Genomic DNA, 15,857 nt, shown 5'->3' with positions numbered 1-15,857 from the left:
GCTTGTTTCAAAACAAGAAAATTCCACGAGGAAAAGACTGGCACAGTTCCTGCTTATACTGACGCCAATAACTGGTTCGGTGTCTAACTTAGAAAGAAGCCTATGAACACTCGTAAAATTTTCGCTGCTGCTGCTGGATGTGCCCTGGCCCTCGGCCTGTCCGCGCCTGCGAGCGCACTGGTCCTGGTCGCCGGCGATCTGAAGATCACCATCAACTCCTACAACGCCAGCACCGTTAATTATGGCAACACCGCTGGCGTGAAATGCACGACCGTCGCAACGTGCAACAGTGTTTCCAAGATCAAGAAGGCACCGAAGGCCGTCGGTGGCGAAGATACCTGGGGCATCTTCTCGGTGCAGAGCATCTCGCGCGTCTCGAACGGCAGCCTGATCTATACCGCCGGCCAGAACGGCGAATACCTGACCGGCATGTTCGGCGGCATCCAGGATACCTACGTCGAAGTCGACGGCATCATGTCGCCGAGCACCCTGGCGCTGGGCACCGGTGGCTGGCTGAACATGTACCTGAACAACCAGAACTACAACGCCTCCTACGGTCCGGGCGGCCGCATGGGCGCCGAAGGCTACAAGGGCGTCACCAACATCGGTGGCGAGCTGGCCTTGTCGGCCAATTTCGGTAGCGGCGTGCTGGGTGGCTATTCGGATTACACCTACCTGTCGTCCTTCGCCAACAACTCGATCTCGGGCAGCGCGCAAGCCTACCTGGATGTGACCGGCGGCCTGTGGAAAGACCTGTTCGACACCAATGCGCAGCGCGATCCGAACGGCGGCGCACACGACCTGTTCATGAAAGTCACCTACGGCCAGACCGGTGCATCGAGGGGCGCGGGCTGGACGGTTGACGTCTCGGGCGACGTCATGGGCAAGGTCGCTGGCGAAGCACCGGAACCGGGTTCGCTGGCGCTGCTGGGCCTGGGCCTGGCCGGCCTGGGCGCCCTGCGCCGCCGCCGCGCCTGAGCGCTGCACGCTTCTTCCAAAAAACTGCATGGCTGAGCGCCATGCAGTTTTTTTTTGCCCGCGCCAGGCGTGTCGGGAAACTTGACAGTGCGCTGGCCGCTCAGGCGAACATGCTCGGCTTGGGATCGGGCACCGGGTCTTCGTCCTGGGGCAGATGGGTGTGGCCGGGCTGGTGGTGCGGATGGGGCGCGTCGAAGGGTTCGGGTGCCGGGTCCTCGGGCGGTGCCGGATCGGGCGCGCGGTGCGCGCGGATGGGAGAAACGGGGAATTCAGCGGACGACACAGGATTCATGGCGGAAGTCTCCTTGGAAGCGGCGAAGTAGCCACCTTACCATGATGGGCGCGGCGCCGACGCCCCGGTTACAATGGCGGACTGGCCACTCTCACCGTACCATGGACATCTCGATCACGACCCTTGCCCTCCTCGTCCTGACGCCACTGCTCGTGTGGCGGGTCTACAAGCGCATCCAGGCCCGCATGACGCGCCAGCGTTCGATCGTCTCGCGCCACTACACGGGCGTCCTGGTGTTCGGCGCGATGATCGCGGTGCCGCTGGTGCAGCTGCTCGATAACCCGACCAACCTGGCCGCGCTGCTTGCCGGTGCGGCGCTCGGCACTGGCTGGAGCGTGTACGCGCTCAAGCGCACCCGCTTCGAGGACACGCAGCAAGGCTACTACTTCACGCCACCGGCACGCTTGGGCATCCTGTTCGCCATGATCCTGGTCGCGCGCATCCTGTACCTGGGGGTCGAGGTCTATGCGAACCAGGGCAAGGGCATCCCGGCCCCGAAGCTGACCGACGACACGCTCACCATGCTGTGCGTCGGGCTGACGGCCGGCTACTTCGAATGGTACTCGGCCGGGCTGCTGCAGTGGCGGCGCAGGCTGCGCAAGGCGATCGACGCCGAATGATGCCGTAAAACAGAAAGCGAGCCGCTGGCCAATGCCAGTCAGTTAAGGACAATCGTAGGGTGGGCGGCTCGTGATCCGGTCCACGGGACCGGATCACCCCACGCGGTGATCGTTGTGATATGAACAGTCGCATGGGCTGCACCTCTTAAGTGACGGGCATGGAGCCGCTGGCTCCCTTTCTGTCCTACGCGGCCTTCGCCTCGTCCTTCCTTCTCTGCAGCACGAAGATCGGCTGCGCCCACTGCACGTCCTTCTTCTTCTTGCTGGTAATTAATGTCAGCTCGGACGGGTCGTACACGTCGGTGTTGTGCGTCAGCGGCGTCGTCATCAGGTACTGGGCGTCGGTGTTCTTCAGGAACTCGCCAACCAGCTGGATGTTGCGGATGTCCAGGTGGGCGAAGGGTTCGTCGATGAAGACGAAACCGCCCGAGCCTTCTTCCGACTTCAGCAGGCCAATGAGCAGCACCAGCGATTTCATCACCTGCTGGCCGCCGGAGGCCTCGCCGTCGTTCATCCCGATCTGGTCCTTGCCGTCGAACTTGAAACGCACATGCAGGCCGGCCTGGGCCAGCTGGACGTCGTCGTTCTCCAGGCGCACCGGGTCGGCCTGCACGTCGATGCCGGCCAGTTCGCCCAGCTCCTTGATGTTCTTCGAATAGGTCTTGATCGTGTAGCGCAAGCGCTCGATGTAGGCCCCGCGCGCGTTGGCGGTGGCCTCGATCGCGCGGTTGTTCTGGTAGCGCCGTTCCTCGGTTTCGGATTGACGGCCACTGAGCTGGTCGTTCAGGCGCGCGTACTGGTCGATCACGGTGCCGTCCTGCTCCCAGTCGTCGCGCGCCAGCGCATGCTCGAGCGTCGACAGGCGCAGGTTGACCTGGTGCGCGTTCTGGTGCTTGTCCGCCAGGGCGGCGCGCCAGATGGCGTTCTTCCAGTTGCCCGGCACCTGGCGCCAGCCGCGGCGCAGGCCGAGCAGGGCCTTGGCATGCTCGGCGCGCTGCTCGATGGTGCGGCGGTTGTTCAGGCGCATGCCGGCTTCCGCTTCAGACAGGGCCATGCGCGCGTTCTGCCACACGGTGTCGGCGCGGGTGCGCGCCACCGTCGCGTTCTTGGTCAGCATCGACAGCTCGCCCAGGCGCGCGCCCACTTCCAGGCGCTCGGTCCTGAGCGGCGCCAGCGCGCGCGTGGCTTCCTCGAACTCCGCCTGGCGCGCGGCCAGTTCCTTGGCCGCGTCCACGCCGGCGATGCGGCCCTTCAGCGCGCCCACTTCGGCGGCGAGCTTGCTGATGGCCAGCGTCAGCGCGTCTTCCTGCGCCTCCAGGGCCGGGAGCGACTTCTGGATCGCTTCCAGGCGCTGGGTCTTGCCGGCCGAACCGAAGCGGTAGCGCGACGGCTCCACAAATAACGAGCGCCCGCCGCGGCGTTCGCGGTGGTAGGCGTCCGGCGTGATCCATTCGTCCGACTTCGACTTGAAGCCGGCATCGACCGAGTCGACGCGCTCGATGCGTTCCAGCTGGTCGATCAGCCAGCCCGGCGCCTTGCTGGAGAAGCGCACCACCGACAGCAGGCTGCTGTCCTTCACCACCGGCGCCTCGACGCAGTCGGGCACGATGAAGTGGCGGTAGCGCTCCTTCTCGGCCAGGCGGTAGGCCGCCGGGGCATCCTTGGCTTTCTCGAGCAGCACCACCGAGGCGTAGCCGCCCAGCACGCCCTCGACCGCGCCCTGCCACTTCGGATCGAGCACTTCGACGATGTCCGACAGCATGGCGTGGGCGATACCCTCGTCGCGCAGCGCGCGCCGCATCTGGCGCTGGGCTTCCGGCTCCGGCATCGCGCTCTTGCCCTGCAGGGCCGAGATGGTGGCCATCTCGCCGGCGATTTTCACCGCGATGTTCTCGCGCGCCGCCTTCTGCCTGGCGAGTTCCGCTTCCTTGTCGTTGAGCTGGTTGGCCACTTCGGCCAGGTCGGCGCCGGCATCGAGCGACAGCTTCTGCAGGCGCTCCTTCTGTTCCAGCAGGCTTTCCAGTGGCTTCAGTTTCTGGTTGAGCTGGGTGAGGCGGCTGGCCAGTTCGGTGGCTTCCTGTTCCAGCGCGGTTTCCTGCTTCTGCGCTTCGGTCAGGGCGCGCTGCTGGGCGGCCAGCTGCTGGCGTTTCTCGGCCAGGATGGAGTCGGCCGCCAGCAGGGGCTTGCGCGCTTCGCGCATCGCGCGGCTGATGGCGGCGGCCTTCTCGCGCGCCTCGATGTATTCGAGCGCGGGCAGCACCTCTTCCTGCAGCTCCTTCTTTTCCTGGTGCAGGTCTTCCCACTGGTGGTAGTTGGCCACGCGCAGGCGCAGGCCTTCCAGGTTGATGCGCGAGGTTTCCAGCTCGGCCTCGAAGCGCTTCAGCTCGGTCTCGGTGTCGCGCTGGTGGCGCTTTGCTTCGTCGTAGGCGTCCAGCACTTCCTTGTCGCCGAAGACCTGGAACACCAGGTCGAGCAGCTGGCGCGGCGCGTATTCGCACAGTTTGTCGGTCTCGCCCTGCTCCAGCGCCAGCACCTTCGACATCGCCGGCGACAGGCCGGCCGAGGCCAGGCGCTTCTTGTAGTTCTCCACGCCCAGCCAGTCGGTGGCCTCGGTGACTTCCTCGATCTCGACGTTCCCCGGACGCATCAGGTACTGGCGCTTCCAGTCGCCGCCGTTCTTCTGCACCTGGCAGAACAGGGTGACTTCGTCGTCGGCGAAGAAGCCGGAATGGCGGAACGGCCGGTTCGACAGCTGGCGGCCGACCGGCTTGTTGTCGACCACGGCGCGCAGCCAGGCGCTTTGCTGGCCCGAGTGGCGCGCATAGTGCTTGTAGGTGCGGCCCATCGAGCAGTCCAGGCCGAACAGGGTGCGCAGCGCATCGAGCAGCGTGGTCTTGCCGGAGCCGTTCTGGCCGGCGATCGTGATGATCTTGGCGTCCAGCGGGATGTTCTTGATCCGCTGCCAGTAATCCCAGTGGACCAGTTCGAGTGATTTGATGTGGAACATGGGCTACCTCAGTTCGGGCTCAGTGGGGTCGGTTCTTCGTCGGTGGCTTCCACCACGGCGTCGTTGGCGGCATCGCTATCGGTCACGATGCGGCGCGGCGCGGCGGCCAGCGGCGCGCGCTTGAACACGTCGGCCAGGGCGCCGTTGATGATGCGCTCCTTCAGCAGGTCGGTGTCCATCATCAGGTCCAGCAGCGGGCCTTCCAGGATCACGTCGCCGCGGCGCTCGATGAAGCCGAGCTTGGACAGCACGCCCAGGTTCATGTCCATGCGCGTCTTCTTGCCCAGCTTGTCGCCGAAGTCGGACAGCAGCGCGGTATACGAAATGCCGATCGAGGTGTCCTCGGCGCGCGGGATCGGCGCGTCCTTGTCGAACATGTCGGTCTGGTCGTCGCTCACCGTGACGTGGGTTTCCTGGCGCTCGCGCTTGGGCAGGATGATCTGGGCCCACAGCACCACCAGCAGGGCCACGCCGTCGCGGGTCAGGCCGAAGTTGTTGTTCTGCCAGATGTCCTTGGCGCCGAAGATCTTCGGCTCGACATTGCGGTGCAGGGCGATCGTGACGTGGTCGGCATAGACGTTGTCCAGCAGTTTCAGGCCGCATTCGAGCAGGCGCTTGTCGACTTCGATGCGGAAGGCTTCGTCCGACAGCGCGCGCTTGACCATCTTGTCGTCGCGGCGCAGGGTCTGGTGCGTCAGCAGGCGCGCGATCAGGATTTGTGCGTCGTCATTCATCGGGGGTAGCGCTTTCAGGATTCAGTGAGAGGGTGGCGATCGACATCGCCGCCACTTCCGGGTCGTCGAGCTGGATCATCTCGTCCGTCGGTTCGAACTTCACGGGAAGGCGCGCCAGCTCGGCGGTCGCGCCCTGCAGGCTGGCCTCGGCGGCGTCGCCTAGCAGCGGCAGCAGCGAAGCGCGGTAGGACGCCACCGCGAAGCTGGCCGGCAGCAGCGACTCGTGCAGGGCCACCTTCTTCGGGCCACTGTCCGAGAATTCGGGGAAGTTGCCGAGGTTGGCGAAGTCGGCCAGCTTGTTGATCCAGTCGTTCAGCTCGGCCTGCATGGCCGGATTGTCGTTCACCGTCAACGGCGCATCCTGGCCGCTCGGCAGGCCCTTGGGGCCGGTGGAGGTCACGCGCTCGAGCAGCAGCTCGGTCTCGGCCACGTCGATCATCTCGGCCGGGGTGCCGAACAGCGGCACCACCGGGCGGTCGATCGCGTCTTCGGCCAGGCTGGCCAGGTCGTCGTGGGCCAGCAGCCAGCGCTTGACGTCGGTGGTGGACAGGCCGGACTGGCCCAGGTGCACGCGCTGGCGCTCGATCTGGTTCAGGGCGCGCGAGAACATGCCCTGCATGTTCAGCAGCGCGCTCTGGGCGCGGCCGATGGCCTGCGCCGCCTTGTGCGTGGCCGCGTCGGCGGCCGGGTCCTGCGTGATGGCGCGCAGGATCACCGAACCCTTCTCGACCCAGTCGCAGGCCATGTGCCACTTCGCCTGCGAGGTGCGCAGGCGGAACTCGGAACCGGAAGCGATCGCGTCGCGGAATTCCTCGGTCAGTTCCACCAGGCGCCCCAGCAGGTGGCGCAGCTGCTCGACGGTGACGCCGCCCACGGCCTGGGCGCCGGCCACCTGCGACAGCAGGAAGCCCATCTCGGCATCGTCTTCCTGCGGCTGGGCCAGGGCGATCAGGGTGTCGAGCGCGGACAGCACATTGCGCGCCAGCGGCGTGATGCGGTACACGGCGGCGGGACCGTCCCAGGCCAGCAGGCCGTGGCCGCGCAGGCGGTTCAGCACCGTTTCCAGGCTGTCGGCGGCGAGATAGGCCAGCTTGTTGTTGATGTCGGCGCGCGAAAAGCTAGAGGTGGCGGTATCGCTGGCCAGCTCGCGCAGCACCAGCAGGCGCACCAGCACCCCGTCCTGCGTGCCGTGGAACAGGGCGGTAAACGCCGACAGCATCGGCTGCGCCCGTTTCAGGTGATACACCTGCTCGATCTCGTCGGGCGCGACGCCGCTCTGGAAATGCGCCTGCAGCGGGTCGTCTTCCGGCTGGTGCGAAAGGGAATCTGCGGCGAGCGCCGCGCCGCCAAGGTGGTCGATCATGTCAGGATACCGTTCTCTGGCGCGGATAGGCTCAGCCATCCGCGGGGGCGCCAGTATAACAGTTTAGGCTAGGCAATCAGCACCCTCGCCCTGCCCTTCATTGCGTGAAAGACACACTGACATCGTATCTTTGTTTCAAGACAATATTGTCTGGAATGGGCGGATTGTTTACTTTTTTGAAACAGTCGCCAGGGTCTGTTCAACCTGTTCCTTGTCGCCATCGGCATAGCGCAGCCGCACCGGATACCAGTCGTGCCGCGGCGCCAGCCAGATCTCGAGCGACTGGTCCTGCTTGTCCGGCAGCGGCTGGCGCGCCAGCAGCACGGTCTCGACCTCGCCCAGGCCGGTGTGGATTTTTTCGCGCCTGACGACCTTGAACACCCAGGTCTCGGCATCGCGCCGGCCGGCAACGAAGAACGGCCATTCCGAGCCGGTCCGGAATGCGGCGCCGGCGCCGCGCGCGACGGCGGCCAGTTGCCAGGTGACCGAGACCCGGTCCTGCTCCCCGCCCTTGAGCGGATAGGTCTCCCGGCTTTCGCTGAAGCGCAGCAGCCTGGCCTCGCGGTCGAAGGTGGTGGTGGTCGGGTCCTTGCGCATGCGCTTCTCGTGGAACTCGGCCGGCGCCAGGCCATGGGCATCGACCGCGCCGCTGCTGCGGTCTTCGGTAATGGTGCCCAGCAGCGGCAGCTTCGACGTGGCGCTGACGCTGTATTCCCTCTCTCCCGCGCGCCATACGATGACGGCTTCGCCCTTCAGTCCGAAGCCGCGCTGGCGGGCGCTCAGTTCATAGCGCAGGTCGGCCGAGGGCGGCAGCTGGAAGGGACGCTTGACGGCGGCCGGCGCCTCCTGCGCCGCCGCCGGCGGCGCGGCCAGCAGCGAAGGCGGCAGGAACAGCGGCAGGGACAGCAGCAGGCCGACAGCGGCCCTGGATAAGTCGATGGCTTGCATGGATCACAGTCCTGGTTGGGTCATGGCGATGTGCTTCGCCGTTTGGGTGGTGACGGCGCCGTTGGCTTCGCTGCTGCGGATCTGCACCGGCAGCCAGCCATGCGCGGGCGCCAGCCAGATGTCGAGCCGCGACTTGTACGAGCCCTGCTTGGGCGGGCGCGCCACGCGCACGGTCTGCAGGCGGCCCATGGGGGTGTCGATCTCTTCCGGGCCCACCACGTTGAAAGTGTACACGCTGCCCCAGCGATCTTCGCCGACGAACATGTCGATGTCGCCGGACAGCTGGGCGCGGTCGCCACGCGCGATCGCTGCCAGCTGCAGCGGCACCGTCGCCTTGTCCTGCGCCCCCGGCAGCAGCGCATACTGGTTCTCCGAGGCGGAGAAGCTGACCTTGTTGCCGGGCCAGTCGAAATGGGTGGCGGTCAGGGCGCGACCGCGCCGCTTTTCCGTCATCTTCACCGGCGCCAGGCCGGTGTTGCCGAGGTGGCCTTCGCTGGTGAGCGCCACCAGGTTGACGCGCGCGAACACGATCTTGATGCCGGCCTCGAAGCGCATCCGGTAGGACTGGGCATCGCGCTGGAAGGACAGCAGGGCCTGGCCGCTCCAGGTGGTGCCGTCGGCATCGACGCGGGCGACGTCGTAGGTGAGCTCGGCAGGCGGCGGCACGTCCACCGTGTAGCGGCGGATGGTGTGCACGATCGGGGGCGGACCGGGTTCGGATTCCGGCGCAGCCGCCGCCGCGGTGGCGGGCGGCGCACTGGCGGGCGCAGGGGGCACAGGCGCGTCGGGCGGCGCGACCGGTTGCGCGGGCGGCCCCGGCGGCAGGGGCTCGCCCACCGCGTCCTCGACCACCGCGATCTGCGGCAGTGCCGGCAGCGTGGGCAGCGGCGGCTGCACCATGGGCGGCGCGGGCGGCGGCACCGGTTCCGGCACGGGCGACGGCGGCGTGGACAGCAGCTGCGCCACGCTCAGCAGCGGTTCTCCCTCGCGCCCCGGCAGTGCGATGCCGCGCGTGCCCGCGGTGAGCAGGCTCAACACCAGCCAGTGCAGCAGCACGATCAGCGTGCCCAGCACCAGTGCGCGGCGCCGCTGGGGGAGGAAAGCGGGACTCATGCCCCTAGTGTAGCCTGAGCGCCGCGCCCCTGCAGCGACCGGGCTACCTGCCCTGCGCTGGCGCAGGCGCTTTGTGGCATGTTAGTTATCTGCTACGCTTAGGCGTCCACCAACGGAGAACACCGATGTCCACGCCTTCCCCGCAGTCCGCCGGCATGACCGATACGCTCGAATTCGTGAAGAAGCTCTGGGGCAGCATGAACATCCCGGGCACCGGGATGCCGGGCATGCACAGTCCCACCCTGTCTGTCGACGAGCTGGACAAGAAGATCGCCGACCTCAAGGCCGTCGAATCCTGGCTCAACCTGAATCTCGGCATGCTGCGCGGGACGATCCAGGCGCTCGAGGTCCAGCGCGGCACCCTGGCCACCCTCAAGGCGATGAGCGACAGCATGGCGCAGGCGATGCAGCGGGCCGGCAGCGATCCCGCCATGGCGGCGCCGTTCGCGCAGTTCTTCGCGCAGCCGGGTAAAGCGACGCCTGCGCCTGTACCAGACAGTGCCGCGCCGCAGGCCCCGGCGCCGCAGCACGCCGAGCGCCCTGCCACCCCCGCCTCCGCTGCCACCGACGCACCCGCCAGTCAGGATCCGGCCGGCCCGGCCAGCGCCAGTGCGGCGATGCCGGCTGCAGTGGCTTGGTGGAACCTGCTGCAAGACCAGTTCCGCCAGGCTGTCGCCGGTGCCATGCCTGCGTCAACGGCCGCGGCGGACACGCCCGCTGCCGTACCGGGCGGCGGCGCAGCGCAGCCGGGCGGCGCCAGCCCCGCCGGAGGCTCGCCGCTGGATGTCTCGGGAGGCGCGCCGCCAGCGGCGCCGGTGGACGCGGTCGGATCCAGGCGGGTGGGACGCAATCCGCGCGGCAAGGCCGACAAGGGCTGAGGGAGCCGCCGCGCGTCAGCCGGCCGTAGCGGCAGCGCTGGCCTCCACGGCAGCGTCGTCCTTCGGCACCAGCTGCATCAGCTGTTCCATCAGGCGCGCGAAGCGCTGCTGCCCCGGCTGCAGCCGGTCGACCCGCGCCAGTACCTGCTGGGCCTCGTCGTAGAGCTGCGCCTCGTAGCCGCGCTGCTGCATGACCGAGACCAGGATCTGCGCCGAGTTGAACAGGATGCGCACATTGTTCGGCAGCGCCGCGCGCGCATGGCGCATCCACTCGGTCGCTTCGCCCAGCTTGCCGGTCTTCCACAGCAGCACGCCCTGGTTCATCAGGTCGACCGCTTCCTTGCGCGCGCCGCGGATCAGCGCCATCCCCTCTTCTCCCATGCGCGCCTTGTCGAACACCGCCTGCACCTCGTCCAGCAGCAGCGTGTTGTCGTGGTTATTCCGAATCACGTAGCACAGCAGGTCCACCGGCGCTTCCTTGACACCCACCGCGAACAGCAGGGTCGCCATCTGGATGCAGGTCGGCACGTCGGGCCGCTCCGGAGTCGCCTGCAACAGCGCTTCCAGCTCGTCGCCGGCCTTGCGCGCGCGGCGGTAGTCGCCGCTCTCGTGGTAGACCAGGCCTTCGGTGATCTTGGCGCGCAGGCCGATGTCGGGATGCTCGGCGCCGAACTCGCGCTGGGCCGCCTGCAGCAGCAGCAGCGCTTCCTTCGGGTCGTTCTTCAAGCCGCACACGCGCGCCAGGCCGAGGTAGGCGTCGGGCGTCTTGCGGATCGAATACTCGCCGATCGCGATGCACTTGCGGAAGGCCCGTTCGGCCATGGCGACGTTGCCCAGCCTGAGGCAGGCCTGGCCCAGGCTGCGCTGGCGCGGCACCGAGTTCGGCGACAGCTTGGCGGCGCGCTCCAGCACCTGGAAGGCCTCCTCGTGGCGGCCCATGTTCTGCAGGGCCAGGGCCAGCTGGTCGTAGGCGTCGATGTAGTAGCGGTTCTCGGCGATCACCGACTGCAGCATCTGGCGCGCGCCCTCGAAGTCGCCATCGGCCAGGCGGATCCGGGCCAGGCCCGCGCGCGCCCACTGGTATTCGCGCTGCGCCAGCACCCGCTCGTAGGTCTCCCTCGCGCGTGCCGGCTCGCCGCTGCGCTCCATCAGGCGCGCCTTCATGCGCAGCAGATCGATCTCGTGCACCTTGTTGGCCGCCGCCCCCTCGTCGCACAGGCGCGCCGCGCGCAGGTAGTCCTTTTCGGCATAGGCGCGGTCGATCGGGCTGAACACCTGCTTTTTATGCCATACCCGGTTCAGGCGGGTGAGCAGCACGCCTTCGGTGATCGGCTTGACCAGGTAGGCGTCAGGCTGGTGCTCGGCCGCGCCCATCACCGATTCCACGCTCTTTTCGGCCGACACCATCAGGAACACGCTCGAGGGCAGCAGCAGGTTGCGCATGCGCGCCTCTTCCAGCACCTGCTGGCCGTTCTTGCCTTCACCCAGGATGAAGTCGCACAGGACGACGTCGTAGCGGGTGCGCACCAGCAGGCCCATGGCTTCGCCGCCACTGGCCGCCTGGTCGATGTGGCGCGCGCCCAGGCTGCGCAGGGCTTCGCGCAGCAGCTGGCGCACGCCGATGAAATCGTCGACCACCAGGTAGGTCCGGGATGCCCAGTCGACCCCGTCCTGGCTGGCGCCGTCCGCGCCGGGCGCCGTCGCGCTCATGGCAGCGCCAGGATGAAGCAGCCGCCGCCGAGGCGGCCGCCGTTCTCCAGGCGCACCGCGCCGCTGCGCCCGCGGTGGCGGTGCATGCGCGCTACCTCGCGCGAGAAATGCAGGCCCAGGCCGGCGCTGTTGGTGGAAAAATCGAGGCCGCCCAGGCCGTCCATCCCCGCGTCGTGCGCGGCCAGCAGCGCGCCCGGGTAGCCGGCGCCGTTGTCCTCGACCCGCAGCTCGAGCCAGCCGTCGCGCACGCACGCCGCCAGCAGGATGCGGTCGCGCGTGTAGTGCACGGCATTGTTGACGGCATGCGAGAGCACCCCGATCACCAGGTCTTCGTCGAGGTGCCAGACCAGCTCGGGCTCGATGTCGAGCGCGATCCGGATGCCGCGCGAGGCCAGCAGCACGCGCCCCAGGGCCAGCACCTGCTCGCCCAGCTGCCCGACCTCCACCGGCTGCAGGTCGAAAGGATAGGCGGCCGTGCCGACCTGCTTGTACAGGGCGAGCAGCTGCATCAGCTTGTCATTCAGGCGCCGCGTCTGGTACAGCATCTGCGCCATCTGCGGATAGGCGTCGCCTGCCGCGGACGGCTTCTCGTCGAGCAGGCGCTCGAGCGTCCCGGACAGGACGCTGATCGAATTCTTCATGTCGTGCGCCGTCGACGCGAGGAACATGGACAGGGGCGAGTGCGGATCTTCCATCGGCGTAGCCAGCCAGCGGCCAATTAGTTACTCTGAATCAATTATAACGACCTCTGGGCGGCAATTCATGACGCCAGGTAATAATTGTTTCAAAGCAACTTATCATGGACCGGACCCGTCTCCTGCCCGCGCTGGCCGCGTCGTGCGCGTAGCACGAAGCGCGCCGGATCGAGCGCATCGGCCAGCGCCGTTTCCAGCGGCAGCGGTTCGCCTTCGAGCTGGGCCGCCAGCAGTTCGGCCGCCAGCGGCGCCCAGATCAGGCCGCGCGAAGCATAGCCGAGCAAGGCGTGCAGGCCGGGATGGCGCGGCACGTCGCGCAGGCGCTCGGTGCCGCCGGCGGCCTCGAAGTCCGGCAGGCGGCCCACCAGCGGCAGACGGTCCGGGGCCACGCAGCGAAAGCCGACGCGTCCCGCCAGCGGCGCATCGGCGCCGGCCCGCGGGTCGGACAGCAGGCCGCGCAGGCGCTCGATGTTCTCGGCCTGGCTCGACGCGCGCAGCTGCGGGTCGGCATCGAGGTCATAGGTGGCGCCGGCGCAGACAATGCCGTTCGCTGCCGGGGCGAGGTAGGCTTCGCGGCACAGCACCAGCGGCAGGGCCGGCACGCTGTCCGAAGCCAGGTGGGTAACCTGTCCGCGCAGCGCGGCCAGCGGCAGTGCGCGCGATTGCGCCAGGCTGCGCGCGCCGGCGCCGTTGGCCAGCACCACGGTCGGCGCCTCGGCCAGTACGGCGCCGTCCGCGCCGCATGCCAGCCAGGCGTCGCCTGCGCGTTGCAGGACGACGCTGCCGGCGCCGAAGCGGCGTTCGAGGCGATCGCCGCAGGCGGCCAGCATCGCCGCGCATACGCTGCCGGGACGGGCCCAGCCGCCCTGCGGGAACAGCCAGCCGCCATCAGGCGCCGGTACGCCGAGCAGGCCCTCGGCCTGCGGCGCTTCCAGCCAGCGCGCGAAGCCGGGCGGATACTGCCCGGTGGCCGCGATGGCGCGCGAGACGGCCGCGTGCTGCGGGTCGCGCGCCAGCTGCAGCACGCCGCAGGCCTGGCCCTCGATGGCGGCGCCGATGCCGCCCAGCTGCGCCCACGCGCGCAGCGCATACAGGTAGGCGGCGCGCGTCAGGCGGGTCGGTAGATTGTCGTCGCGCGAAAGCAGCGGCATGAAGATGCCGGCCAGGTTGCCGGAAGCTTCCATCGCCGGGGCCGGATGGCGCTCGACCAGCGTGACTTGCCAGCCACGCGCGCACAGGCTGGCGCAGGCGGCCGCGCCGGCCAGGCCGGCGCCCAGCACGATGGCGCGCCGCTCCGCCAGCGGCGCCAGCGGCAGGCGCGGCTTGCGGCTCATGAACACGGCCTGCGCGCCGCTGCCGTCGAACACGAAGCCCTGGGCCGCCAGCGCGGCGCGCTGTTCGTCATCAAGGCGCGTCGCGAACAGGCGCGCTTCGCGGGCGGCGATGCGCGCCAGCGGCCGCGCGAAGCCGGTACCGGCCGGCGCCTCCAGCAGGAACGCATCCGGCTGCGCGCCCAGTTGCGCCAGGGCGGTATCGAGCGGCGCCGCCAGCAGCGTCAGGCTCAGGCGCGGATCGTCCTGCGGGATGCGGTGAAAGCCCGGCAGCAGGTCCGCCCGAACCGGCACGCAGGCCACGATGTGCAGCCGCGCCGGCCGCGCCGGATCGGCGCGCCATGCCTCCTGCAGCGCGCGCACACGGGCGCCGTCGCCGTAGGCCGCGTCGAACACCGTATAGCGCTCGCGGCCGCGCCAGTGCGCACGCAGGTCCATCGTCAAGCCCCGGCGTGGCGGAAGCACGCGCGGTCGTGGTCGTCCACCACGCCGATGCCCTGCAGGTAGGCGTACACGATGGTCGAGCCGACGAACTTGAAACCGCGCTTGCCCAGGTCTTTCGAGATGCGGTCGGACAGTTCGGTGCGGGCCGGGCGCGCGCCGTCCGCCCAGCTGTTTACCAGCGGCTTGCCGTCGACCCAGCCCCACAGGTAGGCATCCAGCGTCAGACCCTGCGCGCGCATGGCGAGGTAGGCCCGGGCGTTGCCGATCGCGGCCGCCACCTTCAGGCGGTTGCGCACGATGCCCGGATTGGCCAGCAGCTGCGCGACCTTGTCCGCGTCGTAGCGCGCGATCTTTTCCGCATCCCAGCCATCGAAGGCGGCGCGGTAGCTGTCGCGCTTGTTCAGGATGGTCTCCCACGACAGGCCGGCCTGGGCGCCTTCCAGGTTGAGCATCTCGAACAGCGTGGTCTCGTCGTGGCAGGGCACGCCCCATTCGTGGTCGTGATAGGCGAGATAGCGCGGGTTGGCCGGATTGGCCCAGGAGCAGCGGACAGGTGGGTTCATCCGCCTAGTATAAATCCTGGCGCCCTCCATCCCTCGATAGCAGCGCCTGCGCCAGGCGCGCTACGCCTTCGTCGATCTGCGCCGGGGTAAAGGCCGAGAAGCCGAGCAGCAGCCCGGGCCCGGTGGCGCATGCCGGGCCGGCCGCCGGGTGCGCGTAGTACGCGAGCGGACGCAGGTCGATGCCGGCCGCGGTGGCGCGCGCCACGGCGGCCGCTTCGTCCATGCCGCCGGCCAGGTGCACGCACACGTCCAGCCCGGCGTCGGACGGACCGCAGCGCAGCATGCCGCCCAGCCGGCCGTCGAGCGCTTCCAGCAGTGCGGCGCGGCGCGCGCCATAGGCCTCGCGGGTGCGCCGGATGTGGCGCGCAAAATGGCCCTGCTGGATGAAGTCGGCCAGCACCGCCTGCGGCACGATCGCGCTGTGGCGGTCGACCACCGCCTTGGCCTGGGCCAGTGCTTCGGCCAGCGCCGGCGGCGCCACCACGTAGCCCAGGCGCAGGCCGGGGAACAGCACCTTGGACAGGGTGCCGACATAGATCACGCAGCCGCTGCGGTCCAGGCCCTGCAGCGAGGCCAGCGGCGGTCCGGTGTACCGGTATTCGCTGTCGTAGTCGTCCTCGATGATCCAGGCGCGCCGCGCCTCGGCCCAGCGCAGCAGCGCCAGGCGGCGCGCCAGGCTCATGGTCACCCCCAGCGGCAACTGGTGCGAGGGCGTGGCGAAGGCCAGGGCGGCGTCCGGGTAATGCGCCTCGGCGTAGGCCACGTCCATGCCCTCGGCGTCGACCGGCACCGGGCATACGCGCGCTCCGGCCACCTCGAAGGGCGCGGCGGCGCCCTGGTAGCCGGGCGACTCCAGCCACACGCCCTCGCCCGGCGCCAGCAGCAGCTGCGCCAGCAAGTACAGCGCCTGCTGCGAGCCGCTGGTGATGACGATCTGTTCCGGCGTGCAGCGCACTCCGCGCGCCGCGTTCAGGTAGGCGCACAACAGTTCGCGCAGCGGCGCATGGCCGGCCGCGCCGCCGTAACCGAGCGGCAGCGCGCGGCGCCGCCAGTGGCGCGCTTCCAGCTTGCGCCAGACCTCGAAGGGAAACAGGTCGAGGCCCGGCATGCTGGGGCGGAAGGCGCGCAGCGGCTCCTGGTGGTGGCGCACACGCGCCATGCCGGAGGCCAGCGCCAGGCCG

General features: G+C 68.8%; 14 protein-coding genes. 3 read left to right on the top strand and 11 right to left on the bottom strand.

All coding sequences use genetic code 11. The annotated features are described in order from the left end of the window. Positions 1-102: 102 nt before the first annotated feature. Positions 103-978, top strand: a complete 876-nt coding sequence (locus tag LCI23_RS13205; protein ID WP_224946915.1) for a PEP-CTERM sorting domain-containing protein — start codon at positions 103-105, stop codon at positions 976-978. Positions 979-1,078: 100 nt separating this feature from the next. On the opposite strand, the gene LCI23_RS13200 is transcribed toward LCI23_RS13205, so the two are convergent. After that, positions 1,079-1,270 carry a hypothetical protein gene (locus LCI23_RS13200; RefSeq protein WP_224946914.1) on the bottom strand — a complete coding sequence of 64 codons (192 nt, stop codon included), beginning with the start codon at positions 1,268-1,270 and terminating at the stop codon, positions 1,079-1,081. A gap of 101 nt (positions 1,271-1,371) precedes the next feature. Here LCI23_RS13200 and LCI23_RS13195 point away from each other — a divergent pair, with 101 nt between their 5' ends. Beyond that, entirely contained in the window at positions 1,372-1,890 is a 519-nt protein-coding gene (locus tag LCI23_RS13195; protein WP_224946913.1) for a hypothetical protein, read from the top strand. Positions 1,891-2,074: 184 nt separating this feature from the next. On the opposite strand, the gene LCI23_RS13190 is transcribed toward LCI23_RS13195, so the two are convergent. The 5 genes from LCI23_RS13190 to LCI23_RS13170 form a co-directional block, all read right to left on the bottom strand. Continuing rightward, positions 2,075-4,897, bottom strand: a complete 2,823-nt coding sequence (locus tag LCI23_RS13190) for an ATP-binding protein (protein WP_224946912.1) — start codon at positions 4,895-4,897, stop codon at positions 2,075-2,077. Positions 4,898-4,905: 8 nt separating this feature from the next. Beyond that, positions 4,906-5,631 (bottom strand): hypothetical protein, encoded by a 726-nt coding sequence (locus LCI23_RS13185; RefSeq protein WP_224946911.1) that lies wholly within the window; start codon positions 5,629-5,631, stop codon positions 4,906-4,908. Continuing rightward, positions 5,624-6,994 (bottom strand): hypothetical protein, encoded by a 1,371-nt coding sequence (locus tag LCI23_RS13180; protein WP_224946910.1) that lies wholly within the window; start codon positions 6,992-6,994, stop codon positions 5,624-5,626. The genes LCI23_RS13185 and LCI23_RS13180 overlap by 8 nt, the downstream gene beginning before the upstream one ends. Positions 6,995-7,162: 168 nt before the next feature. Then, entirely contained in the window at positions 7,163-7,942 is a 780-nt protein-coding gene (locus tag LCI23_RS13175; RefSeq protein ID WP_224946909.1) for a DUF3108 domain-containing protein, read from the bottom strand. Positions 7,943-7,945: 3 nt separating this feature from the next. Continuing rightward, positions 7,946-9,055, bottom strand: coding sequence for a DUF3108 domain-containing protein (locus LCI23_RS13170; RefSeq protein ID WP_224946908.1), 1,110 nt, complete (start codon positions 9,053-9,055; stop codon positions 7,946-7,948). A gap of 125 nt (positions 9,056-9,180) precedes the next feature. On the opposite strand from LCI23_RS13170, the gene LCI23_RS13165 reads away from it, so the two are divergent. Beyond that, positions 9,181-9,933, top strand: a complete 753-nt coding sequence (locus LCI23_RS13165) for a PhaM family polyhydroxyalkanoate granule multifunctional regulatory protein (RefSeq protein WP_224946907.1) — start codon at positions 9,181-9,183, stop codon at positions 9,931-9,933. A gap of 15 nt (positions 9,934-9,948) precedes the next feature. Here LCI23_RS13165 and LCI23_RS13160 read toward each other — a convergent pair whose 3' ends face one another. The 5 genes from LCI23_RS13160 to LCI23_RS13140 form a co-directional block, all read right to left on the bottom strand. Further along, on the bottom strand, positions 9,949-11,643 hold the full coding sequence (locus tag LCI23_RS13160) for a tetratricopeptide repeat-containing response regulator (RefSeq protein WP_224946906.1): 1,695 nt from the start codon (positions 11,641-11,643) through the stop codon (positions 9,949-9,951). Next, positions 11,640-12,338, bottom strand: coding sequence for a sensor histidine kinase KdpD (locus LCI23_RS13155; RefSeq protein ID WP_224946905.1), 699 nt, complete (start codon positions 12,336-12,338; stop codon positions 11,640-11,642). Before LCI23_RS13155 ends, LCI23_RS13160 begins: the two co-directional genes overlap by 4 nt. An 89-nt stretch (positions 12,339-12,427) precedes the next feature. Then, positions 12,428-14,107, bottom strand: coding sequence for an FAD-dependent 5-carboxymethylaminomethyl-2-thiouridine(34) oxidoreductase MnmC (gene mnmC / locus LCI23_RS13150; protein WP_224946904.1), 1,680 nt, complete (start codon positions 14,105-14,107; stop codon positions 12,428-12,430). Positions 14,108-14,109: 2 nt separating this feature from the next. Then, the gene (locus LCI23_RS13145) at positions 14,110-14,676 is read right to left on the bottom strand and encodes a DNA-3-methyladenine glycosylase I (RefSeq protein WP_224946903.1); all 567 of its coding nucleotides are present in this window, start codon (positions 14,674-14,676) and stop codon (positions 14,110-14,112) included. A 4-nt stretch (positions 14,677-14,680) separates the two neighbouring features. Further along, on the bottom strand, positions 14,681-15,857 hold a 1,177-nt coding region (locus tag LCI23_RS13140), incomplete at its 5' end, for a PLP-dependent aminotransferase family protein (protein ID WP_224946902.1).

The sequence above is a fragment of the Massilia sp. MS-15 genome (assembly GCF_020176695.1).
Classification (GTDB): domain Bacteria; phylum Pseudomonadota; class Gammaproteobacteria; order Burkholderiales; family Burkholderiaceae_D; genus Telluria; species Telluria hydrophila.
The sequence above is the reverse complement of the archived record's forward strand: the minus strand, read 5'-3'. Positions and strand labels throughout refer to the sequence as shown.